Origin of the sequence: Leclercia sp. W6 (genome assembly GCF_003336345.1) — a bacterium.
In the GTDB taxonomy this organism is placed as follows: Bacteria; Pseudomonadota; Gammaproteobacteria; order Enterobacterales; family Enterobacteriaceae; genus Enterobacter.
The window spans coordinates 4,110,422-4,133,016 of sequence record NZ_CP031104.1 but is presented as its reverse complement, the minus strand read 5'-3'; the positions used below and the strand labels follow the sequence as shown (position 1 = coordinate 4,133,016).

General features: G+C 51.3%; 39 protein-coding genes and 1 pseudogene. 5 read left to right on the top strand and 35 right to left on the bottom strand.

Going from position 1 to position 22,595, the window contains the following annotated elements; all coding sequences use genetic code 11:
* Nucleotides 1-2 precede the first annotated feature (2 nt).
* The 4 genes from tsaC to dprA are packed head-to-tail and all read right to left on the bottom strand — an operon-like array spanning nucleotide 3 to nucleotide 2,718.
* Nucleotides 3-575 (bottom strand): L-threonylcarbamoyladenylate synthase type 1 TsaC, encoded by a 573-nt coding sequence (gene tsaC, locus DVA43_RS20265; protein ID WP_103177256.1) that lies wholly within the window; start codon nucleotides 573-575, stop codon nucleotides 3-5.
* Nucleotides 576-579: 4 nt separating this feature from the next.
* A complete protein-coding gene (locus tag DVA43_RS20260; protein ID WP_114316550.1) occupies nucleotides 580-1,122 on the bottom strand; it encodes a type I DNA topoisomerase in 543 nt (180 codons plus the stop codon).
* Between the two features lie 26 nt (nucleotides 1,123-1,148).
* Entirely contained in the window at nucleotides 1,149-1,622 is a 474-nt protein-coding gene (smg, locus tag DVA43_RS20255; protein WP_039032055.1) for a DUF494 family protein Smg, read from the bottom strand.
* Nucleotides 1,594-2,718 (bottom strand): DNA-protecting protein DprA, encoded by a 1,125-nt coding sequence (dprA, locus tag DVA43_RS20250; protein WP_114316549.1) that lies wholly within the window; start codon nucleotides 2,716-2,718, stop codon nucleotides 1,594-1,596. The genes smg and dprA overlap by 29 nt, the downstream gene beginning before the upstream one ends.
* Before the next feature lie 127 nt (nucleotides 2,719-2,845).
* Between dprA and def the strand changes: the two genes are divergently transcribed.
* The 5 genes from def to mscL all read left to right on the top strand — a co-directional run bounded on the left by def (nucleotide 2,846) and on the right by mscL (nucleotide 7,631).
* On the top strand, nucleotides 2,846-3,355 hold the full coding sequence (gene def / locus DVA43_RS20245; RefSeq protein WP_103825484.1) for a peptide deformylase: 510 nt from the start codon (nucleotides 2,846-2,848) through the stop codon (nucleotides 3,353-3,355).
* 25 nt (nucleotides 3,356-3,380) lie between these two features.
* Nucleotides 3,381-4,328, top strand: a complete 948-nt coding sequence (gene fmt, locus DVA43_RS20240; protein WP_114316548.1) for a methionyl-tRNA formyltransferase — start codon at nucleotides 3,381-3,383, stop codon at nucleotides 4,326-4,328.
* 52 nt (nucleotides 4,329-4,380) lie between these two features.
* Complete coding sequence (rsmB, locus tag DVA43_RS20235; protein WP_103180997.1) at nucleotides 4,381-5,667, top strand: 16S rRNA (cytosine(967)-C(5))-methyltransferase RsmB; 1,287 nt, start codon at nucleotides 4,381-4,383, stop codon at nucleotides 5,665-5,667.
* A 22-nt stretch (nucleotides 5,668-5,689) separates the two neighbouring features.
* Complete coding sequence (gene trkA / locus DVA43_RS20230; protein WP_103177260.1) at nucleotides 5,690-7,066, top strand: Trk system potassium transporter TrkA; 1,377 nt, start codon at nucleotides 5,690-5,692, stop codon at nucleotides 7,064-7,066.
* A gap of 148 nt (nucleotides 7,067-7,214) precedes the next feature.
* A complete protein-coding gene (gene mscL, locus DVA43_RS20225) occupies nucleotides 7,215-7,631 on the top strand; it encodes a large-conductance mechanosensitive channel protein MscL (protein ID WP_103177261.1) in 417 nt (138 codons plus the stop codon).
* Here the strand turns inward: mscL and DVA43_RS20220 are convergent.
* From DVA43_RS20220 to rpsJ, 31 genes and pseudogenes are all read right to left on the bottom strand, one after another.
* Nucleotides 7,599-7,848, bottom strand: a pseudogene (locus DVA43_RS20220) (alternative ribosome-rescue factor A). The gene mscL and the pseudogene DVA43_RS20220 overlap by 33 nt on opposite strands.
* 55 nt (nucleotides 7,849-7,903) lie before the next feature.
* The gene (zntR, locus tag DVA43_RS20215; protein ID WP_103825482.1) at nucleotides 7,904-8,329 is read right to left on the bottom strand and encodes a Zn(2+)-responsive transcriptional regulator; all 426 of its coding nucleotides are present in this window, start codon (nucleotides 8,327-8,329) and stop codon (nucleotides 7,904-7,906) included.
* 2 nt (nucleotides 8,330-8,331) lie between these two features.
* The gene (locus tag DVA43_RS20210) at nucleotides 8,332-8,700 is read right to left on the bottom strand and encodes a DUF1992 domain-containing protein (RefSeq protein ID WP_114316547.1); all 369 of its coding nucleotides are present in this window, start codon (nucleotides 8,698-8,700) and stop codon (nucleotides 8,332-8,334) included.
* 105 nt (nucleotides 8,701-8,805) lie between these two features.
* Entirely contained in the window at nucleotides 8,806-9,189 is a 384-nt protein-coding gene (rplQ, locus tag DVA43_RS20205; RefSeq protein WP_001216368.1) for a 50S ribosomal protein L17, read from the bottom strand.
* A 40-nt stretch (nucleotides 9,190-9,229) separates the two neighbouring features.
* A complete protein-coding gene (gene rpoA, locus DVA43_RS20200; RefSeq protein ID WP_002919219.1) occupies nucleotides 9,230-10,219 on the bottom strand; it encodes a DNA-directed RNA polymerase subunit alpha in 990 nt (329 codons plus the stop codon).
* A gap of 25 nt (nucleotides 10,220-10,244) precedes the next feature.
* Nucleotides 10,245-10,865, bottom strand: coding sequence for a 30S ribosomal protein S4 (rpsD, locus tag DVA43_RS20195; protein ID WP_032614687.1), 621 nt, complete (start codon nucleotides 10,863-10,865; stop codon nucleotides 10,245-10,247).
* A 34-nt stretch (nucleotides 10,866-10,899) separates the two neighbouring features.
* Nucleotides 10,900-11,289 carry a 30S ribosomal protein S11 gene (gene rpsK / locus DVA43_RS20190; RefSeq protein ID WP_003863312.1) on the bottom strand — a complete coding sequence of 130 codons (390 nt, stop codon included), beginning with the start codon at nucleotides 11,287-11,289 and terminating at the stop codon, nucleotides 10,900-10,902.
* Nucleotides 11,290-11,305: 16 nt separating this feature from the next.
* Entirely contained in the window at nucleotides 11,306-11,662 is a 357-nt protein-coding gene (rpsM, locus tag DVA43_RS20185; protein WP_003031135.1) for a 30S ribosomal protein S13, read from the bottom strand.
* A 146-nt stretch (nucleotides 11,663-11,808) separates the two neighbouring features.
* Complete coding sequence (rpmJ, locus tag DVA43_RS20180; RefSeq protein WP_000868187.1) at nucleotides 11,809-11,925, bottom strand: 50S ribosomal protein L36; 117 nt, start codon at nucleotides 11,923-11,925, stop codon at nucleotides 11,809-11,811.
* Between the two features lie 31 nt (nucleotides 11,926-11,956).
* On the bottom strand, nucleotides 11,957-13,288 hold the full coding sequence (secY, locus tag DVA43_RS20175) for a preprotein translocase subunit SecY (protein WP_103177265.1): 1,332 nt from the start codon (nucleotides 13,286-13,288) through the stop codon (nucleotides 11,957-11,959).
* 7 nt (nucleotides 13,289-13,295) lie between these two features.
* A complete protein-coding gene (gene rplO / locus DVA43_RS20170) occupies nucleotides 13,296-13,730 on the bottom strand; it encodes a 50S ribosomal protein L15 (protein WP_039032065.1) in 435 nt (144 codons plus the stop codon).
* 3 nt (nucleotides 13,731-13,733) lie between these two features.
* Nucleotides 13,734-13,913, bottom strand: a complete 180-nt coding sequence (gene rpmD / locus DVA43_RS20165) for a 50S ribosomal protein L30 (RefSeq protein WP_003863301.1) — start codon at nucleotides 13,911-13,913, stop codon at nucleotides 13,734-13,736.
* Nucleotides 13,914-13,919: 6 nt separating this feature from the next.
* Nucleotides 13,920-14,420 (bottom strand): 30S ribosomal protein S5, encoded by a 501-nt coding sequence (gene rpsE / locus DVA43_RS20160; RefSeq protein WP_007369821.1) that lies wholly within the window; start codon nucleotides 14,418-14,420, stop codon nucleotides 13,920-13,922.
* 14 nt (nucleotides 14,421-14,434) lie between these two features.
* Nucleotides 14,435-14,788, bottom strand: a complete 354-nt coding sequence (rplR, locus tag DVA43_RS20155) for a 50S ribosomal protein L18 (RefSeq protein ID WP_039076817.1) — start codon at nucleotides 14,786-14,788, stop codon at nucleotides 14,435-14,437.
* 9 nt (nucleotides 14,789-14,797) lie between these two features.
* On the bottom strand, nucleotides 14,798-15,331 hold the full coding sequence (gene rplF / locus DVA43_RS20150) for a 50S ribosomal protein L6 (RefSeq protein ID WP_103177266.1): 534 nt from the start codon (nucleotides 15,329-15,331) through the stop codon (nucleotides 14,798-14,800).
* A 12-nt stretch (nucleotides 15,332-15,343) separates the two neighbouring features.
* Nucleotides 15,344-15,736 (bottom strand): 30S ribosomal protein S8, encoded by a 393-nt coding sequence (rpsH, locus tag DVA43_RS20145; RefSeq protein WP_003031127.1) that lies wholly within the window; start codon nucleotides 15,734-15,736, stop codon nucleotides 15,344-15,346.
* A 33-nt stretch (nucleotides 15,737-15,769) separates the two neighbouring features.
* The gene (gene rpsN, locus DVA43_RS20140) at nucleotides 15,770-16,075 is read right to left on the bottom strand and encodes a 30S ribosomal protein S14 (protein ID WP_042396030.1); all 306 of its coding nucleotides are present in this window, start codon (nucleotides 16,073-16,075) and stop codon (nucleotides 15,770-15,772) included.
* Nucleotides 16,076-16,089: 14 nt separating this feature from the next.
* Complete coding sequence (gene rplE, locus DVA43_RS20135; protein ID WP_007702494.1) at nucleotides 16,090-16,629, bottom strand: 50S ribosomal protein L5; 540 nt, start codon at nucleotides 16,627-16,629, stop codon at nucleotides 16,090-16,092.
* A 14-nt stretch (nucleotides 16,630-16,643) separates the two neighbouring features.
* Nucleotides 16,644-16,958, bottom strand: a complete 315-nt coding sequence (gene rplX, locus DVA43_RS20130; protein ID WP_000729185.1) for a 50S ribosomal protein L24 — start codon at nucleotides 16,956-16,958, stop codon at nucleotides 16,644-16,646.
* Between the two features lie 10 nt (nucleotides 16,959-16,968).
* Nucleotides 16,969-17,340, bottom strand: a complete 372-nt coding sequence (gene rplN / locus DVA43_RS20125; protein ID WP_002919748.1) for a 50S ribosomal protein L14 — start codon at nucleotides 17,338-17,340, stop codon at nucleotides 16,969-16,971.
* Nucleotides 17,341-17,505: 165 nt separating this feature from the next.
* Nucleotides 17,506-17,760: a 30S ribosomal protein S17 gene (gene rpsQ / locus DVA43_RS20120; protein ID WP_008457160.1), complete on the bottom strand. Its 255-nt coding sequence runs from the start codon at nucleotides 17,758-17,760 to the stop codon at nucleotides 17,506-17,508.
* Entirely contained in the window at nucleotides 17,760-17,951 is a 192-nt protein-coding gene (gene rpmC / locus DVA43_RS20115) for a 50S ribosomal protein L29 (protein WP_032614707.1), read from the bottom strand. Before rpmC ends, rpsQ begins: the two co-directional genes overlap by 1 nt.
* A complete protein-coding gene (gene rplP / locus DVA43_RS20110) occupies nucleotides 17,951-18,361 on the bottom strand; it encodes a 50S ribosomal protein L16 (protein ID WP_002919759.1) in 411 nt (136 codons plus the stop codon). Before rplP ends, rpmC begins: the two co-directional genes overlap by 1 nt.
* A gap of 12 nt (nucleotides 18,362-18,373) precedes the next feature.
* Nucleotides 18,374-19,075: a 30S ribosomal protein S3 gene (gene rpsC, locus DVA43_RS20105; RefSeq protein ID WP_000529945.1), complete on the bottom strand. Its 702-nt coding sequence runs from the start codon at nucleotides 19,073-19,075 to the stop codon at nucleotides 18,374-18,376.
* A 17-nt stretch (nucleotides 19,076-19,092) separates the two neighbouring features.
* Entirely contained in the window at nucleotides 19,093-19,425 is a 333-nt protein-coding gene (rplV, locus tag DVA43_RS20100; RefSeq protein ID WP_002919773.1) for a 50S ribosomal protein L22, read from the bottom strand.
* Nucleotides 19,426-19,439: 14 nt separating this feature from the next.
* On the bottom strand, nucleotides 19,440-19,718 hold the full coding sequence (rpsS, locus tag DVA43_RS20095) for a 30S ribosomal protein S19 (RefSeq protein WP_001138115.1): 279 nt from the start codon (nucleotides 19,716-19,718) through the stop codon (nucleotides 19,440-19,442).
* A 16-nt stretch (nucleotides 19,719-19,734) separates the two neighbouring features.
* Nucleotides 19,735-20,556: a 50S ribosomal protein L2 gene (gene rplB / locus DVA43_RS20090; protein WP_000301859.1), complete on the bottom strand. Its 822-nt coding sequence runs from the start codon at nucleotides 20,554-20,556 to the stop codon at nucleotides 19,735-19,737.
* A 17-nt stretch (nucleotides 20,557-20,573) separates the two neighbouring features.
* Complete coding sequence (gene rplW / locus DVA43_RS20085; RefSeq protein ID WP_000617546.1) at nucleotides 20,574-20,876, bottom strand: 50S ribosomal protein L23; 303 nt, start codon at nucleotides 20,874-20,876, stop codon at nucleotides 20,574-20,576.
* Nucleotides 20,873-21,478, bottom strand: a complete 606-nt coding sequence (gene rplD / locus DVA43_RS20080; protein WP_003031119.1) for a 50S ribosomal protein L4 — start codon at nucleotides 21,476-21,478, stop codon at nucleotides 20,873-20,875. The genes rplW and rplD overlap by 4 nt, the downstream gene beginning before the upstream one ends.
* 10 nt (nucleotides 21,479-21,488) lie before the next feature.
* Entirely contained in the window at nucleotides 21,489-22,118 is a 630-nt protein-coding gene (gene rplC / locus DVA43_RS20075; protein ID WP_006817279.1) for a 50S ribosomal protein L3, read from the bottom strand.
* Between the two features lie 32 nt (nucleotides 22,119-22,150).
* Nucleotides 22,151-22,462, bottom strand: coding sequence for a 30S ribosomal protein S10 (rpsJ, locus tag DVA43_RS20070; RefSeq protein ID WP_001181005.1), 312 nt, complete (start codon nucleotides 22,460-22,462; stop codon nucleotides 22,151-22,153).
* Nucleotides 22,463-22,595 lie beyond the last annotated feature (133 nt).

Below are 22,595 nucleotides of genomic sequence, written 5' to 3'. Positions count from 1 at the left end.
GATTACCCCTGGCGAAAAAGTTCGCCGGTCAAAGCATCACGAATTTCTGACGGATTCAGGCGACCACCGGTTTCACCGATGACCACCGGGAACTCACTGCCAAACTGCGCTGACACCTCTTCTGCAGTGCGGCAAGGAGGCAATCCCGTCAGATTGGCGCTGGTAGAGACCAGCGGTTTACCAAAGCGATTACATAGCTCGATAACTAATGGATGGTCCGTCACGCGAACAGCAAGGGAGTCAAAACGCCCTGTCAGCCATCGAGGCGTTGTCGGCAGCGCCGGAAACACAAACGTTACCGGCCCTGGCCAGGAGGAGAAAATGGTTTCACGCTGCGCTGACGTCAACATGGAATCATCTATATAAGGTTTAAGCTGTTCAAAACTGGCGGCGATGAGAATCAGCCCTTTTTCTACCGGGCGCTGTTTAAGCGTTAAGAGACGTGTTACGGCTACTTCGCTGTCGGGATCGCATCCCACCCCAAAAACCGCTTCTGTTGGATAGGCGATGACTTCTTCATTTTTCAGCACATCCACTGCATGCGCAACGGAGCCTGACTGCAGGTTATTCTTCACTTTTTTATTCCGCCGAAACCGGCTTTCCACATTGTTTACTGGCGCAGAAGCGCTTCATACCTTGCGCCGTTTTTTTCTCGATAAGTAGCGGGTAATGGCACTCAGGGCAGCTGCCCGCCACTGGTTTGAAATTGGTAACAAACTGACATTCAGGATAACGATCGCAGGAGTGGAATGTCTTACCATAGCGTGAACGGCGTTGCACGAGATGACCGCTGCCGCATTGCGGGCAGGCTACGGCTGTTTCATCCGGTTTATCGATTTGTTCGGTGTGATGACATTCGGGATAGCGACTGCAGCCGATAAACATGCCAAAACGCCCCTGACGCAGCGCCAGATCGCCGCCACATTCCGGACAGGCTTGTCCCTCCAGAATCTTAACAATATGCCCGTCCGCCTGGTTTTTCAGGGGACGGACATAATCACATTCTGGATAGTGTGAACAACCGAGAAACGGCCCGTGTTTACCGGACCGGATAACAAGTTCTGCCCCACACTGCGGGCAGGACTCATGTTTACGCACCGTAAATAGTGCTGATTTGGCCATAACAACTCTTGGTGCTGCACAATGAATTAATGCAGCATACCTTCATTCACTTCAAAGAGTAATTCTTCCATTTGCTGATAGGCATTTTCACACCCTGGAATATTGAACAGAACCATCAGGATGACCCACTTCAGGTCCTCCAGCTCAAATTCTGCGGTATCCAGCGCCATGACGCGCTCTATCACCATTTCTCGTGTTTCGAGGTTCAGCACCTGAATCTGCTCAAGGAATAAGATAAATCCCCGGCAACTGGCATCCAGCCTTTCACACTCTTCAGCCGTATAGATGCGTACAGACAGTGGATCGGAAACTAACTGCATCGGTTCGGCAAGGCCTTCCTGATAATCAGCCAGTTTTTCCAGCCATATTAACGCGTTGTAGATATCTTCCCGTTCGAAACCTGCATCGGTGAGATCGCGTGTGAGTTTGTCCTGATCCACGCGTGCTTCAGCTTCGTTATGGATGTAAGTCTCAAACAAATACATGAGTACGTCGAACATGGCTTGCCCTCCTTAATCGGACATAGCCGCCGGGTACAGCTGCGATCCATCCTGCTAACTCCAGTTCGAGTAGCTGTGCTACGGTTACTGGCACAGGTTGGCCGGCACGTTCAGCGACAACGTCAACAGGTGTTACCTCATCTCCTACGTTAGCCAGGAGCTCAGGAAATGGCAATGCTACCTGGTCCTGATCTGAAGAATAAAGCCAATTTTTGGGATCCTCTGGCAGCCAGCTCAGTCCGTTTTGCAACGTTTCCAGAATATCTTCTGCCGTTGTCACGGGAGTCGCCCCTTGCTTTATTAACCAGTGAGGACCTTCACTCCCCGGGTTGCCAATGGCTCCCGGTAATGCAAAGACCTCACGCCCCTGCTCAAGGGCGCATTTGGCGGTAACGAGAGAACCGCTTCTTATCATCGCTTCGATAACGAACACCCCCTGACTGAGGCCGCTAATGATGCGGTTACGTCGCGGGAAATTACCCGGCCAGGGAGGTGTCGCGAGTGAAAACTCAGAGATCACTGCACCGCCGCTTTCAACAAGACGCATGGCAAGCGACGAATGGCGGCGGGGATAGACATCAGCCAGACCGTTGCCCAGCACCGCGACGCTTTTGCCTTTAACGTTGAGCGCAGCGCGATGCGCTATACCATCGATGCCGCAGGCCAGTCCGCTGGTAATCGTCAGGCCCGCCTGGGCTAGCTGCTCACAAAGCACTTTTCCCCAACGCTCTCCATACCAGGAGTGGGAGCGGCTGCCGACCACGGCAAGTTGCAGACTCGACAGCACCGATGGGTCCCCCTTAACAAACAAAGCCCCAGGGTAATCGGCAATAGCGCGAAGCTGCTCAGGATAGAGGGCATTATCCGCACATATCAGATGATGGTCCTGTCCGGCCAGCCAGGCCATGCTGCGGTCGAGTTCCCGCAGTGAAAACGATAAAAACTTCTCCTTTTGCCTGTGGGTGAGCCCCCTTTCCACCAGCAGAGCACCATCAATATGGGGTTCGCGCTGCAGCTGCTGCGCTATCGCCACCATCTTGTCGCCGTACAACTCTCCTGTGCTTATCAGGCGTAGCCAAATCTCTGTGGATGTCATCCTTTCCCCTGCCAGAAGCCGCTATAGCAATCTTTGCGATTGGTCACTGATGCTGTCAATCAGAGGGGGTTTTGTCTAGAATAGAGGTTATATTCTTATCAACTCCTGAATACGACTCTGGAAATATATGGCAGTTTTGCAAGTGTTACATATTCCGGACGAGCGCCTTCGCAAAGTCGCCGAGCCGGTTAAAGAAGTGAATGCAGAAACTCAACGTATCATTGATGATATGTTCGATACGATGTACGCCGAAGAAGGCATCGGCCTCGCGGCGACTCAGGTGGATATTCACCAGCGCATCATTGTGATCGACGTTTCTGAGAACCGCGACGAGCGCCTGGTATTAATCAATCCGGAGCTTCTGGAAAAAAGCGGTGAAACCGGTATCGAAGAAGGCTGCCTCTCTATCCCTGAGCAGCGAGCACTGGTACCGCGTGCAGAAAAGGTCAAAATCCGCGCGCTTGATCGCGACGGTAAGCCGTTCGAACTGGAAGCGGATGATCTGCTGGCCATTTGCATTCAGCATGAGATGGATCATCTGGTCGGTAAACTGTTTATCGATTATCTCTCTCCACTGAAGCAGCAGCGTATTCGTCAGAAAGTAGAGAAACTGGATCGCATGCGCGCTCGCGCTTAATGTGACCCCGGATACAAGGAATAACGTGTCTACATCACTACGTATCATCTTTGCAGGAACACCTGACTTCGCAGCGCGTCATCTCGACGCGCTGTTGTCGTCTGGTCATAAGGTTGTTGGCGTATTTACTCAGCCCGATCGTCCGGCAGGCCGTGGTAAAAAATTGATGCCGAGCCCGGTTAAAGTCCTGGCTGAAGAGCACGGTTTACCGGTCTTTCAGCCTGCTTCGTTACGGCCGCAGGAAAATCAGCAGCTGGTTGCGCAGTTAAATGCAGATGTCATGGTGGTTGTGGCGTATGGCCTCATACTGCCGAAAGCGGTGCTTGATATGCCGCGTCTGGGCTGCATTAATGTCCACGGTTCACTTCTCCCACGCTGGCGTGGTGCAGCGCCGATCCAGCGTTCGTTGTGGGCTGGCGATGCCGATACTGGCGTGACGATTATGCAGATGGACGTAGGGCTGGATACTGGCGATATGCTGCATAAGCTCTCTTGTCCTATTACCGCCGAAGATACCAGTGCCACCCTGTATGACAAACTGGCAGAGCTTGGGCCAAAAGGGCTGATTGATACACTGCAACAGCTTGCAGAGAATCGGGCTCAACCAGAAGTTCAGGACGAAGCATTAGTGACCCATGCTGAAAAGCTCAGTAAAGAAGAGGCCCGCCTCGACTGGACTCTCCCTGCTGCTCAGCTTGAACGCTGCATTCGGGCTTTCAATCCATGGCCAATGAGCTGGCTTGAGATAGACGGACAGCCAGTGAAGGTATGGAAGGCCTCCGTGATTGATGGCCAAACTCACGCTGCACCGGGAACAATCATTGAAGCCAATAAACAGGGTATTCAGGTCGCGACAGTTGAAGGGATCCTTAATCTGGAATCCTTACAACCAGCAGGTAAAAAAGCCATGAGCGCGCAGGACCTTCTTAACTCCCGCCGTGAATGGTTTACCCCTGGCAACAGTCTCGCCTGAGATCATCTCAAATTAAGGCCCGGTGTTTCCGGGCATTTTTATTTTTGCGGTTATGAAAAAACAAAATTTACGCAGCCTGGCAGCACAGGCGATTGAGCAAGTGGTCGAGCAGGGTCAGTCCCTGAGCAATGTCCTGCCACCGTTACAGCAAAAGGTTTCCGATAAAGATAAGTCGCTGCTTCAGGAGTTGTGCTTTGGTGTTCTGCGCACGTTACCCCAGATGGAGTGGCTGATCGGAAAACTTATGGCGCGCCCGATGGCGGGCAAGCAACGCGTCATTCACTACCTGATCATGGTCGGCTTCTATCAGCTGCTGCATACCCGCATTCCACCTCATGCCGCACTGGCAGAGACCGTAGAAGGCGCGGTTGCGGTAAAACGCCCGCAGCTGAAAGGGTTGATCAACGGCGTGTTGCGACAGTTCCAACGTCAGCAAGATGAATTACTGGCTGAGTTTGCCCGCACGGAAAAACGTTTCCTGCATCCTGACTGGTTATTAAAGCGTCTGCAAAAAGCCTATCCTGAGCAGTGGGAAGCGCTAATTAATGCCAATAACCAGCGTCCACCTATGTGGCTACGCGTTAACCGCAATCACCACACCCGGGATGCCTGGCTGGCATTACTGGAAGAGGCCGGGATGACCGGGTTCCCTCATCCTGAATACAGCGATGCAGTGCGCCTGGCGGCCCCTGCACCGGTACATGCTCTGCCTGGCTTTGAACAGGGCTGGGTTACCGTTCAGGACGCTTCAGCCCAGGGTTGCATGACCTGGCTTGAGCCGCAGAATGGCGAGCGGATCCTTGATCTTTGCGCCGCGCCAGGCGGTAAGACAACGCATATCCTGGAAGTCGCACCACAGGCGAACGTGATGGCTGTCGACGTTGACGAACAGCGTCTTTCGCGTGTCTACGATAATCTCAAACGTCTGGGTATGAAGGCGGAGGTTAAGCAGGGTGACGGGCGTACCCCTGGGCAGTGGTGCGGGGATGAGCAGTTCGATCGCATTTTACTGGATGCCCCTTGCTCAGCGACCGGCGTTATCCGCCGCCATCCGGATATCAAATGGTTGCGCCGCGACCGGGATATCAACGAACTGGCACAGTTGCAGTCAGAGATCCTCGACGCTATCTGGCCGCATCTGAAAACAGGCGGGACGCTGGTTTATGCCACCTGTTCTGTTCTGCCGGAAGAGAATAGCCAGCAGATCGCCGCGTTCCTGAAGCGCACACCTGATGCCCGCCTGCATTTAACCGGCACACCAGAACTGCCCGGCAAACAAAACCTGCCAGGGGCAGAAGAAGGCGACGGTTTCTTTTACGCTAAGCTAATCAAAGAGTGATGTTGATAACGGGTCACAAGATATGAAGATAATCATTCTGGGCGCGGGGCAGGTAGGCGGTACGCTGGCAGAAAACCTGGTCGGTGAGAATAACGACATCACTATCGTTGATACCAATGGCGATCGTCTGCGCGGCCTGCAGGATAAATTCGATCTGCGGGTGGTACAGGGGCATGGCTCTCATCCACGCGTGTTGCGTGAAGCCGGAGCGGATGACGCAGACATGCTGGTTGCTGTCACCAGTTCTGATGAAACGAATATGGTGGCCTGTCAGGTGGCCTATTCGTTATTTAATACCCCAAACCGAATCGCGCGTATACGTTCGCCGGATTACGTTCGTGATGCCGATAAGTTGTTTCAGTCCGATGCGGTGCCAATCGACCACTTAATCGCGCCGGAACAGCTGGTTATCGACAGTATTTATCGCCTGATTGAATACCCGGGCGCTCTGCAGGTGGTGAATTTCGCAGAGGGCAAGGTCAGTCTTGCGGTGGTGAAAGCCTACTATGGCGGCCCGCTGATCGGTAACGCACTCTCTACGATGCGCGAACATATGCCGCACATCGATACGCGCGTCGCCGCGATTTTCCGTCATGACCGCCCTATTCGTCCGCAAGGCTCTACCATTGTCGAAGCCGGTGATGAGGTCTTCTTTATCGCCGCGTCACAGCACATCCGCGCGGTAATGAGCGAGCTTCAGCGACTGGAAAAACCCTATAAGCGCATCATGCTTGTCGGGGGCGGTAATATCGGCGCTGGCCTGGCCCGGCAGCTGGAAAAAGATTACAGCGTGAAATTGATCGAAAGGGATCAACAGCGCGCCGCTGAACTGGCAGAAAAACTGCAAAATACGATCGTTTTTTATGGCGATGCATCGGATCAGGAGCTGCTTGCCGAAGAGCATATCGATCAGGTTGATCTTTTCATTGCTGTTACCAACGACGACGAAGCCAACATCATGTCAGCGATGCTGGCAAAACGGATGGGTGCGAAAAAGGTTATGGTGCTTATCCAGCGCAAAGCCTATGTCGATCTGGTGCAGGGAAGCGTTATCGATATTGCGATTTCGCCGCAACAGGCCACTATCTCTGCCCTGCTGAGTCACGTGCGAAAAGCGGATATCGTTGGCGTGTCTTCCCTCCGTCGTGGAGTGGCAGAAGCTATCGAAGCCGTGGCGCATGGCGACGAGAGCACCTCCCGTGTGGTTGGGCGTACCATCGATGAGATTAAGCTCCCGCCGGGCACTATCATTGGTGCAGTGGTGCGGGGTAACGATGTCATGATCGCTAATGACAATCTACGCATTGAGCAGGGCGATCACGTTATTATGTTCCTGACAGACAAAAAGTTTATTACCGACGTCGAGCGCTTATTCCAGCCAAGTCCTTTCTTCCTCTGACGCTTGCAAAGGTGCTGTTTTCAGCACCTTTTCTTTTTAACCCAATAATAAGTAAGGGTTATATTTCTGTGACGTACGTCTCTCTTCAATGGCAATCCGCTAATGATTTGTTAGACTTGTATTTGTCAGCTGGCACAAGGAGAACAAAATGAGTTTTATTAAAGAATTTCGCGAATTTGCGATGCGCGGAAACGTAGTGGATTTGGCTGTGGGTGTGATTATTGGTGCGGCGTTTGGCAAGATCGTTTCATCACTGGTTGCGGATATCATCATGCCACCACTGGGCCTTTTAATTGGCGGAATAGATTTCAAGCAATTCGCCATAACGCTGCGGGAAGCGCAAGGTGATGTCCCTGCAGTGGTAATGCACTATGGCGTGTTTATTCAAAACGTATTTGATTTCATGATTGTTGCTTTCGCCATCTTTATGGCCATTAAGCTCATCAACAAATTAAACCGTAAGAAAAAAGAAGAACCGGCTGCGCCGCCAGCCCCATCGAAAGAAGAAGTGCTGCTTACTGAAATTCGTGACTTACTGAAAGCGCAGAACAACCGCACTTTGTAAGCCGCTCAAAGCAAGAAGGCCAGTGGTAAGAAAGCGATTCGCTTGCTTGCTTGCCACTGGCCTCCCAGTTACCCCGTTTTGCATGTTTAGTTTTGCGCAGATAACTTCCTTTCCCTTTCTTGTTCTTCTCGATCCGCTGTCTGAATAAAGGATCATGCAGTAACGCCTCAATGGCATTGTTGTTGATCTGACCTTTCTTGTGTTGATAATGGCTCATACTTTCTCCAGTGTTCAAAATATCGACGCGAGTGTAGAAGGTGCTGACAATAAAATCAACACCCGCGAGACTCACCATTCGCCCCTTGTTCAAGGGTTTCCAGAATAGAACAGTAAACGCTGCTATGTGCAGTACCGCAACAGGCATCGTTCAACCGCTGTAAAGAAAGCCGCATGGTTTGAAGCTCTTCGATACGCGCTTCGACTTCACTCAATCTCGCCTGCACAATACTTTTTGATTCCTGGCAGGTGTGATGCTCGGGATCGATACGGATCGACAGTAGCTCGCGGATCGATTCCAGGGTAAACCCCAGCTGTCGCGCATGACGAATAAACTTAAGGCGCTGAAGATCCCGGTCGGTATAAAGCCGGAAGCCCCCTTCAGTGCGTATCTCGTGTTCCATCATCTGCTGCTTTTCGTAATAACGAATAGTATCAGGGGTAACCTCAGCCAGCTTCGCAAGCTCACCAATACGATACATCGCTACTCCTCCTTCATTTTTTGCATTAGACGTTCAGCATAATCCCCGCGCAGAAACTCCGTACTCGCTCCCGCCTGGCGCAGCTTTAGTTCCAGAAGGGCGAGACGGCGAGCGTAATCCGCATGCGCTGCAGTGCCCTCTTTGACTGTGGTGAGCAAATGAGACAGCTCGATCGCCTCTTTACGCTGTTCAAGTTCAGGAGGGAGGCAACCCGCATTTTTTAACATGCGGTAGGCTGCTCTAAGCTCTGGGGGGACATGTGAATCATCATCCAGTTTCAGCGGCTGGCCACTGCCGGGCAGGTCATCGAATTCACCCTGGCGCTGGGCATCCAGAATGTGTCGTTCTGCCCATTGGTCCAATAACCACATAGCAAAACTCCAGAAAGAAGGAAAAGAATAAGAGTAGTGTAGAAAATGGGGATTCAGCAGATATAAAAAAACCCGCCGGGGCGGGTTTTTTTACGTTACTGCAGATTACTCTGCAGCAGCTTCTGCTTTCTCTGAACGATCAACCAGCTCGATGTAAGCCATCGGCGCGTTGTCGCCTGCACGGAAGCCACACTTCAGAATGCGAGTGTAACCACCGGCACGGCTCGCGAAACGCGGGCCCAGTTCGTTAAACAGTTTTGCCACGATCTCGTTATCACGAGTACGGGCGAATGCCAGACGACGATTAGCAACGCTGTCAGTCTTGGCAAGAGTAATCAGCGGCTCAACTACGCGACGCAGCTCTTTCGCTTTAGGCAGGGTCGTCTTGATGATTTCATGACGAACCAGTGAACCTGCCATGTTGCGGAACATAGCCTGGCGATGGCTGCTGTTGCGGTTCAGTTGACGACCACTCTTACGATGGCGCATGACCTTATCCTTCTCAGTAAAACCTTAACCTGTGATCCGGTTACTCGTCAGCAATGCTTGCTGGTGGCCAGTTTTCCAGGCGCATGCCCAGAGACAGACCACGTGAAGCCAGCACGTCTTTAATCTCAGTAAGAGATTTTTTACCCAGGTTCGGCGTTTTCAGCAACTCAACCTCGGTACGCTGTACCAGATCACCGATATAGTGGATAGCTTCTGCCTTGAGGCAGTTAGCAGAGCGGACAGTCAATTCCAGATCGTCAACAGGGCGCAGCAGGATCGGATCGAATTCTGGTTTCTCTTCTTTCACTTCCGGCTGACGTACATCACGTAAGTCAACGAAAGCTTCCAGTTGTTCTGCCAGGATGGTTGCCGCACGACGAATCGCCTCTTCAGGATCGATTGTGCCGTTGGTTTCCATTTCGATGACCAGCTTGTCCAGGTCGGTACGCTGTTCTACACGCGCTGCTTCAACATTGTAGGCAATACGCTCTACAGGGCTGTAGCATGCGTCGACCAGCAGACGGCCGATTGGGCGCTCATCTTCTTCCGAATGAATTCGGGCAGAAGCCGGCACATAACCACGACCGCGCTGAACTTTGATACGCATGCTAATAGCTGCGTTCTCATCGGTCAGGTGGCAGATCACGTGCTGCGGCTTGACGATTTCAACATCACCGTCGTGGGTGATGTCGGCTGCAGTCACAGGGCCAATGCCAGATTTATTCAGAGTAAGAATAACTTCATCTTTACCCTGAACTCTCACCGCCAGCCCTTTCAGGTTGAGCAGGATTTCAAGGATATCTTCCTGAACGCCTTCTTTGGTGCTGTACTCATGAAGTACACCATCAATCTCAACCTCGGTCACCGCGCAACCCGGCATCGATGAGAGCAGAATACGGCGCAGTGCGTTACCCAGAGTATGGCCAAAGCCACGCTCTAAAGGCTCAAGGGTCACCTTGGCGTGCGTCGAACTCACTTGCTCGATATCTACCAGGCGCGGTTTTAGAAACTCTGTCACAGAACCCTGCATTGTGTCCTCTCTTTGGTACTAAGCTTTACTTGGAGTAAAGCTCGACGATCAGGTGTTCGTTAATGTCCGCAGACAGATCAGAACGTTCTGGCTGACGCTTGAACGTACCTTCCATCTTGCCAGCATCAACTTCCAGCCAGGTTGGCTTTTCACGCTGCTCAGCCAGCTCCAGAGCGGCTTTCACGCGAGATTGCTTTTTCGCTTTCTCACGAATGCTAACAACGTCATTCGCTTTAACCTGATAAGAAGCGATGTTAACAACACGACCGTTTACCATGATTGCTTTATGGCTAACCATCTGACGTGCTTCAGCACGAGTGGCGCCAAAGCCCATACGGTATACAACGTTGTCCAGACGACCTTCCAGCAGAGCCAACAGGTTTTCACCAGTGTTGCCTTTCAGACGTGCTGCTTCTTTATAGTAGTTACGGAACTGACGCTCCAGCACACCGTACATACGGCGAACTTTTTGCTTTTCACGCAACTGCACACCATAGTCAGACAGACGCGGTTTACGCGCACCGTGCTGGCCAGGAGCTTGTTCAATTTTACACTTGGTATCGATCGCGCGAACGCCAGACTTAAGGAATAAGTCGGTGCCCTCACGACGGCTCAGCTTGAGCTTAGGACCCAAATATCTTGCCATTTTCTATCTCCAACAAACCTGGAAAACGAACGCGTTATACGCGACGTTTTTTCGGCGGACGACAACCGTTATGAGGGATCGGAGTCACATCAGTAATATTAGTGATGCGGAAACCAGCGGCGTTCAGAGCACGAACGGTAGATTCGCGACCCGGACCCGGACCTTTTACCATAACTTCCAGATTCTTGATGCCGTATTCTTTTACGGCTTCAGCGCAACGCTCTGCTGCAACCTGAGCTGCGAACGGAGTGGATTTGCGAGAACCACGGAAACCGGAACCACCGGCTGTTGCCCAACCCAGCGCGTTACCCTGACGATCAGTAATAGTAACGATGGTGTTGTTGAAAGAAGCATGGATATGAGCCACGCCGTCAGAGACTTGTTTTCTTACACGCTTACGTGCACGAACTGGTGCCTTTGCCATTATTCAATCACCCCGATTATTTCTTGATCGGTTTGCGCGGACCCTTACGGGTACGTGCGTTGGTCTTAGTACGCTGACCGCGCACTGGCAGACCACGACGATGACGCAAACCGCGATAGCAACCAAGATCCATCAGGCGCTTGATGCTCATGCTAACTTCACGGCGCAGATCACCTTCAACGACAAATTTGGCAACTTCGTCACGCAGCGTGTCGATTTGTTCTTCAGACAGCTCACTGATCTTAACATCTTCAGCGATACCCGCTGCAGCCAGAATGGCTTTAGAACGGGTCTTGCCGACGCCATAGATCGAAGTTAATGCGATCACAGCATGTTTCTGATCAGGAATGTTAATGCCTGCTATACGGGCCACTATGCACTCCTACTATTTAATATGTACGCACCATGCTGAAAAGCCCGTTTTCAGGATACTCAAATGGAAACGTACAGACATACAAAAGATTGGCTGGCTAATCTAGCCAGCTCAACCCAACTTTGCAAGAAAAATATGCGAAATAATCAGCCTTGGCGCTGTTTATGCTTCGGCTCGGCACTGCAAATCACACGGATGACACCATCACGCTTAACGATTTTGCAGTTACGGCATAATTTCTTGACGGAAGCACGAACTTTCATTTTTACTCTCCGTAACTTCTCGGGCGACCTATTAGCGGCCGTAGCCTTTCAGGTTCGCCTTCTTCAATGCAGACTCGTACTGACTTGACATCATTAGAGTTTGCACTTGAGCCATAAAGTCCATAATCACGACAACAACGATAAGCAGTGAGGTCCCACCGAAGTAGAACGGTACTTTCATTGCATCACGCATGAACTCCGGGATCAGGCAGATAAAGGTAATATAAAGCGCACCAACCAGAGTCAGGCGGGTCATTACTTTATCGATATACTTCGCCGTTTGCTCTCCCGGACGAATTCCTGGTACAAATGCACCGGACTTCTTCAGGTTATCTGCTGTTTCACGCGGGTTGAAGACCAACGCCGTGTAGAAGAAACAGAAGAAGATGATCGCAGACGCATAGAGTAACACATAAAGCGGTTGCCCAGGCTGCAAATACAGCGAAATTGTTGTCAGCCAGTTCCAACCAGTACCGCCCCCGAACCATGACGCGATGGTCGCCGGGAACAGAATAATACTGGAAGCGAAGATTGCCGGGATTACCCCTGCCATATTCACTTTCAGCGGTAAATGTGTGCTCTGTGCAGCATAGACACGACGGCCTTGCTGACGTTTCGCGTAGTTTACCACAATGCGGCGTTGACCACGTTCAACGAAAATAACAAAGAACGTCACTGCAAATACTAATACTGCAACCAACAGCAACAGGAGGAAGTGCAGGTCGCCTTGACGCGCTTGCTCGATAGTATGGGCAATGGCTGGCGGGAGTCCCGCGACAATACCGGCGAAAATAATGATCGAAATACCGTTACCGATACCCCGTTCAGTAATTTGTTCGCCGAGCCACATCAGGAACATTGTTCCTGAAACCAGACTTACAACAGCGGTGAAATAGAATGCAAAGCCTGGGTTAATAACCAGGCCCTGCATACCAGGCATATTCGGTAGACCGGTAGCAATACCGATCGACTGGAATATTGCCAGCACCAGAGTACCGTAGCGGGTGTACTGGCTGATCTTACGACGACCAGACTCCCCTTCTTTCTTCAGTTCTGCCAGGGCCGGATGAACGACCGTCAGCAGCTGGATAATAATCGATGCCGAAATATACGGCATGATACCCAGAGCAAAGATAGAAGCACGGCTGAGAGCACCACCAGAGAACATGTTAAACATTTCAATGATGGTGCCACGCTGTTGCTCAAGCAGTTTGGCAAGTACAGCGGCATCAATACCAGGGATCGGAATAAAAGAGCCAATACGGAAAACAATCAGCGCACCGATCACAAACAAAAGTCTGCGTTTCAGTTCGCCAAGCCCACCTTTGGCACTTTGAAAATCTAATCCCGGTTGTTTAGCCATCTGCTACTTATTCCTCAATTTTACCGCCAGCAGCTTCGATAGCAGCACGAGCACCTTTAGTAACACGCAGGCCACGAACAGTTACCGGGGTAGAAACTTCACCAGACAGGATCACTTTCGCGAACTCGATCTGAATACCGATAATGTTTGCTGCTTTCAGCGTGTTCAGGTCTACAACGCCGCCTTCAACTTTCGCCAGGTCAGACAGACGAACTTCGGCTGTAATCGCTGATTTGCGAGAAGTGAAGCCGAACTTCGGCAGACGACGGTACAGTGGCATCTGACCACCCTCGAAACCGCGACGTACGCCACCGCCAGAACGAGAGTTCTGACCTTTGTGACCACGACCACCGGTTTTGCCGAGGCCAGAACCGATACCACGACCCAGGCGTTTACCCGCCTTTTTAGAGCCTTCGGCCGGAGACAGAGTATTTAAACGCATCTCTTACTCCTCAACTTTAACCATGAAGTAAACCGCGTTGACCATACCACGTACAGCAGGAGTATCCTCGCGCTCAACGGTATGACCAATACGACGCAGACCCAGGCCAAGCAGCGTTGCCTTGTGTTTCGGCAGACGTCCGATTGCACTGCGGGTTTGTGTAATTTTAATAGTCTTTGCCATGGTCAATTACCCCAGAATTTCTTCAACGGATTTACCACGCTTGGCAGCGACCATTTCTGGAGATTTCATATTTTCCAGGCCATCAATAGTTGCACGAACCACGTTGATCGGGTTGGTGGAACCGTATGCTTTAGCCAGAACGTTATGAACCCCAGCGACTTCCAGAACGGCGCGCATTGCACCACCGGCGATGATACCGGTACCTTCGGAAGCCGGCTGCATGAAGACACGAGAACCCGTGTGAGTACCCTTAACTGGGTGCTGCAGGGTGCCGTGGTTCAGCGCGACGTTAATCATATTGCGACGGGCTTTTTCCATCGCTTTCTGGATCGCTGCTGGAACTTCACGCGCTTTACCGTAACCAAAACCAACGCGACCGTTACCATCGCCAACTACAGTCAGAGCTGTGAAGGAGAAAATACGACCACCTTTAACGGTTTTAGATACGCGGTTAACCGCGATCAGCTTTTCCTGCAGTTCGCCAGCTTGTTTTTCGATGTGAGCCATCTTACACCTCTACCTTAGAACTGAAGGCCAGCTTCACGGGCAGCATCTGCCAGTGCCTGGACACGACCATGATATTGGAACCCGGAACGGTCAAAGGAAACATCTTTGATGCCTTTTTCCAGAGCGCGTTCAGCAACAGCTTTACCTACAGCTGCAGCGGCGTCTTTGTTACCGGTGTACTTCAATTGTTCAGAGATAGCTTTTTCTACAGTAGAAGCAGCTACCAGAACTTCAGAACCGTTCGGTGCAATTACCTGTGCGTAAATGTGACGCGGGGTACGATGTACCACCAGGCGAGTTGCACCCAGCTCTTTGAGCTTGCGGCGTGCGCGGGTCGCACGACGGATACGAGCAGATTTCTTATCCATAGTGTTACCTTACTTCTTCTTAGCCTCTTTGGTACGCACGACTTCGTCGGCGTAACGAACACCCTTGCCTTTGTAAGGCTCAGGACGACGGTAGGCGCGCAGATCTGCTGCAACCTGACCGATCAGCTGTTTATCAGCGCCTTTCAGCACGATTTCAGTCTGAGACGGACATTCTGCAGTAATACCTGCTGGCAGCGCGTGTTCAACAGGGTGAGAGAAGCCCAGAGCCAGGCTTACTGCGTTCCCTTTGATCGCTGCACGATAACCTACACCAACCAGCTGCAGCTTCTTAGTGAAGCCTTCGGTAACACCGATAACCATTGAGTTCAGCAGGGCACGCGCGGTACCAGCCTGAGCCCAGCCATCAACGTAACCAGTACGTGGGCCGAAAGTCAGAGCGTTATCTGCATGAGTAACTTCAACAGCATCGTTGAGAGTACGAGTCAGCTCGCCGTTTTTACCTTTGATCGTAATAACCTGACCGTTGATTTTTACATCAACGCCGGCAGGAACAACGACCGGTGCTTTAGCAACACGAGACATTTTTTCCTCCGATTAGGCTACGTAGCAGATAATTTCGCCACCAAGACCAGCCTGGCGCGCTGCACGATCAGTCATAACACCTTTAGAGGTAGAAACAACTGCGATACCCATGCCGGCCATAACTTTTGGCAGCTCATCTTTACGTTTGTAGATGCGCAGACCTGGGCGGCTGACACGCTGAATGCTTTCTACAACAGCCTTGCCCTGGAAATACTTAAGAGTAAGTTCCAGTTCAGGCTTGGTGTCGCCTTCAACTTTAAAATCTTCGATAAAACCTTCTTCCTTCAGCACGTTGGCGATTGCCACTTTCAGCTTGGAGGAAGGCATGGTGACCGCAGCTTTGTTCGCGGCCTGACCGTTACGGATACGGGTCAGCATATCCGCGATCGGATCTTGCATGCTCATCTGTCTTTACTCCCGTGATTCAATTGGTGACAATTACCAGCTAGCCTTTTTCAGACCCGGGATTTCACCGCGCATTGCGGCTTCACGGACCTTGATACGGCTCAACCCGAACTTCCGCAGGAAAGCGTGCGGACGACCAGTTTGACGGCAGCGGTTACGCTGACGAGACGGGCTGGAATCACGCGGCAGAGTCTGCAGCTTGAGAACTGCATTCCAACGATCTTCGTCGGAAGCGTTCACATCAGAAATGATCGCTTTCAGTTCAGCGCGTTTAGCGAAGAATTTATCAGCTAAAGCTACGCGCTTTACTTCGCGTGCTTTCATTGATTGCTTAGCCATTCAGTAACCCTACCTTACTTGCGGAACGGGAAGTCAAAGGCAGCCAGCAGAGCACGGCCTTCTTCGTCAGATTTCGCAGTAGTGGTAATGGTAATATCCAAACCACGCACGCGGTCGACTTTATCGTAGTCGATTTCTGGGAAGATGATCTGCTCACGGACACCCATGCTGTAGTTACCACGACCGTCGAAAGACTTAGCGGACAAGCCACGGAAGTCACGGATACGAGGTACAGCAATAGTGATCAGGCGCTCAAAGAACTCCCACATGCGTTCGCCACGCAGAGTTACTTTACAGCCGATCGGATAGCCCTGACGGATTTTGAAGCCTGCAACAGATTTGCGTGCTTTGGTGATCAACGGTTTTTGACCGGAGATAGCTGCCAGGTCAGCTGCTGCGTTATCCAGCAGTTTCTTGTCAGCGATCGCTTCACCAACACCCATGTTCAGGGTGATCTTCTCGACCCGAGGGACTTGCATGACAGAATTGTAGTTAAACTCAGTCATGAGCTTATTAACTACTTCGTCTTTGTAGTAATCATGCAGTTTCGCCATCGTACTACTCCAAATTACTTGATAGTTTCGCTGTTAGACTTGAAGAAACGGACTTTTTTGCCGTCTTCGAATCTAAAGCCTACACGGTCAGCCTTGCCGGTTGCCGCATTGAAGATTGCAACGTTAGAAACCTGAATAGCAGCTTCTTTTTCAACGATGCCACCTGGCTGGTTCAGGGCCGGAACCGGCTTCTGATGTTTCTTAACCAGGTTGATACCTTCAACAATGACCTTGCCGGAAGACAGTACATTTTTTACTTTACCGCGTTTACCTTTATCTTTACCGGTTAACACGATAACTTCGTCATCACGACGGATTTTCGCTGCCATGATTCGCTCCTTAGAGTACTTCTGGTGCCAGAGAGATAATTTTCATGAACTTCTCAGTACGAAGTTCACGAGTTACCGGCCCAAAGATACGCGTGCCGATAGGCTGCTCGCTGTTATTGTTTAAAATAACGCATGCATTACCATCGAAGCGAATGACAGAACCGTCAGGGCGACGAACACCCTTCTTGGTGCGCACCACTACCGCTTTCAGCACATCACCTTTCTTGACCTTACCACGTGGAATTGCTTCTTTGATGGTGATCTTGATGATGTCGCCTACGCCTGCGTAGCGACGGTGCGAGCCACCCAGAACCTTGATACACATTACGCGACGTGCACCGGAGTTGTCGGCGACGTTCAGCATAGTCTGTTCTTGGATCATTTTAGTGCTCCGCTAATGTCAACTACTACCTGAGACTCTAAAATCAGAGCCGTTAAAAAGCCCCATATCGAGGGCGCGGCATTATAACACCGCTTCTGCAATATGGGTAGAAAAAATAAACGGCTCATCGCTGAGCCGTTTATTCGTATCGAGAAGGCTACTCTATTACAGAACCGCTTTCTCTACAACGCGAACCAGCGTCCAGGACTTAGTCTTGGACAGTGGACGGCATTCGCGGATTTCTACCACGTCACCGATACCACATTCGTTGTTCTCGTCATGTACGTGCAGTTTGGTCGTACGCTTGATGAATTTACCGTAGATCGGGTGTTTCACAACGCGCTCGATAGCAACAACGATGGATTTCTCCATTTTGTCGCTAACAACACGACCTTGCAGAGTACGGATTTTATCGGTCATTACGCACCCGCCTTCTGAGTCAGTAAAGTCTTAACGCGTGCAACATCACGACGCACTTGCTTCAGCAGGTGAGTCTGTTGCAGCTGGCCACTTGCAGCCTGCATACGCAGGTTGAACTGCTCACGCAGCAGGTTCAGCAGCTCAGCGTTCAGCTCTTCTACGCTTTTTTCACGCAGCTCATTTGCTTTCATTACATCACCGTCTTAGTTACAAAGGTGGTTTTGATAGGCAGTTTCGCTGCTGCCAGGCCGAAGGCTTCACGGGCCAGCTCTTCCGGAACACCGTCCATTTCATACAGGACTTTGCCCGGTTGGATCAAGGCAACCCAGTACTCCACGTTACCTTTACCTTTACCCATACGAACTTCCAGCGGCTTCTCGGTAATTGGTTTGTCCGGGAATACACGGATCCAAATTTTACCTTGACGCTTAACTGCACGGGTCATAGCACGACGTGCTGCTTCGATCTGACGTGCAGTCAGACGACCACGGCCAACAGCTTTCAGACCGAAAGTGCCGAAGCTAACATCCGTACCCTGCGCCAGACCACGGTTGCGGCCTTTGTGCACTTTACGGAATTTTGTACGCTTTGGTTGTAACATCAGCGACGCTCCTTATTTACGGCCTTTACGCTGCTGCTTTTTAGGTTGAGCAGCCGGTTTTTCCGGTTGTTCAACAGCAGCCATACCACCCAGGATCTCACCTTTGAAGATCCATACCTTAACGCCGATTACACCGTAAGTGGTGTGCGCTTCAGAGGTGTTGTAGTCGATGTCAGCACGCAGAGTGTGCAGCGGTACGCGACCTTCGCGGTACCATTCGGTACGTGCGATTTCCGCGCCGCCCAGACGGCCGCTAACTTCAACTTTGATACCTTTAGCGCCCAGACGCATTGCGTTCTGTACAGCACGCTTCATAGCACGACGGAACATAACACGACGTTCCAGCTGAGAAGTGATGCTGTCAGCAACCAGTTTTGCGTCCAGTTCAGGCTTACGAACTTCAGCGATATTGATCTGTGCAGGAACGCCAGCGATATCCGCTACGACCTTGCGCAGTTTTTCTACGTCTTCGCCTTTCTTACCGATAACGATGCCAGGACGAGCAGTGTGAATGGTTACACGGATGCTCTTAGCCGGACGCTCGATTACGATACGAGATACGGACGCTTTAGCCAGTTCCTTAGTCAGGTACTGACGTACTTTAAAATCGCTGTCCAGGTTGTCAGCGAATTCTTTGGTGTTCGCAAACCAGGTTGAGTTCCATGGTTTTACAATACCCAGGCGAATACCATTAGGATGTACTTTCTGACCCATTGCTAGTCTCCAGAGTCTCAGCGATCGGACACAACCACAGTAATGTGGCTGGTGCGCTTCAGGATGCGATCTGCACGACCTTTCGCACGCGGCATAATGCGCTTCATGCTCGGGCCTTCGTCTACGAAAATTTTCGCAACTTTCAGATCGTCAATGTCAGCGCCATCGTTGTGTTCAGCGTTAGCAATGGCAGATTCCAGAACTTTCTTGACCAGTACAGCCGCTTTCTTATTGGTGTAGGTCAGAATATCCAGGGCCTGCGACACTTTCTTACCGCGAATCAGGTCAGCAACAAGGCGAACCTTCTGAGCAGAAGAACGAGCATGGCGATGTTGAGCTAAAGTTTCCATCTCTTCCTCCTACCTTATTTCTTCTTCGCTTTTTTATCAGCAGCGTGGCCGCGATAAGTACGAGTCGGTGCGAATTCACCCAGTTTGTGACCGACCATTTCATCGGAAACGAATACTGGAACGTGCTGACGACCATTATGGACAGCGATGGTCAAACCGATCATGTTAGGAAAGATCGTTGAACGACGGGACCAAGTGCGCAGGGGCTTCTTGTCTCCGCTTTCCACCGCTTTCTCTACCTTCTTCAGCAAGTGCAGGTCAATAAAAGGACCTTTCTTGAGAGAACGTGGCATGGCTTATCCTCTAATATTATTTGCTACGGCGACGTACGATAAATTTATCAGTACGCTTGTTGCTGCGGGTCTTCTTACCTTTGGTCTGAACGCCCCACGGAGTTACCGGGTGCTTACCAAAGTTACGACCTTCACCACCACCATGTGGGTGGTCGACTGGGTTCATCGCAGTACCGCGAACGGTAGGACGAACACCACGCCAGCGTGCAGCACCTGCTTTACCCAGAACGCGCAGCATATGCTCAGCATTGCCAACTTCGCCCAGGGTAGCGCGGCAGTCTGCTTCGACTTTACGCATTTCACCAGAACGCAGACGCAGGGTGACATAAGCACCATCACGCGCAACGATCTGAACGTAAGTACCAGCGGAACGTGCCAGCTGACCGCCTTTACCTGGTTTCATTTCTACGTTATGAACGGTAGAACCAACCGGGATATTGCGCATCGGCAGGGTGTTACCTGCTTTGATTGCAGCATCAACGCCAGACTGAATCTGGTCGCCAGCTTTCAGGCCTTTAGGGGCCAGGATGTAACGGCGTTCGCCATCTTTGTACAGAACCAGCGCGATGTTCGCGGAACGGTTCGGATCGTACTCAAGACGCTCAACAACTGCTGGGATACCGTCTTTGTTGCGTTTAAAGTCAACAATACGATAAGCCTGCTTGTGGCCACCACCGATGTGACGAGTGGTGATACGGCCATTGTTGTTACGACCACCGGATTTGCTGTTCTTTTCCAGCAACGGAGCAAAAGGCTTGCCCTTGTGCAGCTCAGGGTTAACCACTTTAACAACGTGGCGACGACCCGGAGATGTCGGTTTACATTTAACAACTGCCATTGTATTACTCCTCCGACTTACTCAGCGCCGCCAACGAAGTCCAGATTCTGGCCTTCTTTAAGGGTGACGTAAGCTTTTTTCCAGTCGCTACGACGACCGATACGCTGTCCGTGACGTTTAACTTTCCCTTTAACTACCAGGGTGTTAACGACTTCGACTTCGACTTCAAACAGTTTCTGCACAGCAGCTTTGATTTCTGCTTTGGTCGCGTCTTTAGCAACTTTGAGAACGATGGTGTTAGTTTTTTCCATCGCAGTAGACGCTTTTTCAGAAACGTGCGGTGCGCGCAGCACCTTCAGCAGACGTTCTTCACGAATCATGCCAGCATCTCCTCAACTTGCTTAACAGCATCAGCAGTCATTACGACTTTGTCGAAGGCGATCAGGCTAACCGGGTCGATACCAGTCGCATCGCGTACGTCAACCTTGTGCAGGTTACGTGCGGCCAGGAACAGGTTCTCGTCCAGCTCACCGGTGATGATCAGCACATCTTCCAGAGCCATGTCTTTCAGTTTCTGTGCCAGCAGCTTAGTTTTAGGCGCTTCTACAGAGAAAGATTCGACAACGATCAGACGATCCTGACGTACCAGCTCGGACAGGATGCTTTTCAGCGCGCCGCGGTACATCTTTTTATTAACTTTTTGACTGTGGTCCTGCGGGCGAGCAGCGAAGGTCACGCCACCGGAACGCCAGATCGGGCTCTTGATAGAACCTGAACGCGCACGGCCAGTACCTTTCTGGCGCCACGGCTTTTTGCCGGAACCAGTTACTTCAGCACGAGTCTTCTGAGCACGAGTACCCTGACGAGCACCAGCTGCATAAGCAACAACAACCTGGTGAACCAGCGCTTCGTTGAAATCACGACCGAAGGTAGTTTCGGAAACAGTCAGCGCGCTCTGCGCGTCTTTCAATACTAATTCCATTGCTATCCCCTTACGCCTTCACAGCTGGTTTAACGATCAGGTCGCTACCGGTTGCACCCGGGACCGCACCTTTAACCAGCAGCAGGTTGCGCTCAGCGTCAACACGTACTACGTCCAGGCTCTGAACGGTTACACGTTCGTTACCCAGCTGACCTGCCATTTTCTTGCCTTTGAACACTTTGCCCGGAGTCTGGTTCTGACCGATAGAACCCGGAACGCGGTGAGACAAGGAGTTACCGTGAGTAGCGTCCTGGGTACGGAAGTTCCAGCGCTTAACGGTACCAGCAAAACCTTTACCTTTAGAGGTACCGGTTACGTCAACTTTTTTAACTTCAGCAAACAGTTCAACGCTAATGTCCTGACCTACGGTGAACTCTTCGCCTTCAGCCAGGCGGAATTCCCACAGACCACGGCCAGCTTCTACGCCAGCTTTAGCGAAGTGACCCGCTTCTGGCTTGGTTACACGGTTAGCTTTTTTAGCACCAGTGGTAACCTGAATAGCGCGGTAGCCATCGTTAGCCAGATCTTTAACCTGAGTAACGCGGTTTGCTTCAACTTCGATTACGGTTACTGGGATAGAAACGCCATCTTCAGTGAAGATGCGGGTCATACCCACTTTTTTACCGACTAAACCAATCATTGTATCAACCTCTCAATCGCTCGATGACCTGATTAACCCAGGCTGATCTGCACGTCTACACCGGCAGCCAGATCCAGACGCATCAGAGCATCAACGGTTTTCTCAGTTGGCTCAACGATGTCAACCAGACGCTTGTGAGTGCGGATCTCGTACTGATCACGCGCGTCTTTGTTAACGTGCGGGGAGATCAGAACGGTAAAGCGCTCTTTGCGGGTCGGCAGCGGGATCGGACCACGGACTTGCGCACCAGTGCGCTTAGCAGTCTCGACGATTTCCGCGGTTGATTGATCGATCAGACGATGATCAAACGCTTTAAGGCGGATACGGATTCTTTGGTTCTGCATGAGACCAGAGCTCCAATTATTTTATAAACGAAAATGATCACTACTCAGACCCATTACGATTGATGGGAGAGTGTAACCGTTCTTACGTAGCTCCCCGATTGGGAGCATTGTTAGGCAACTGAAAAAGATTGCT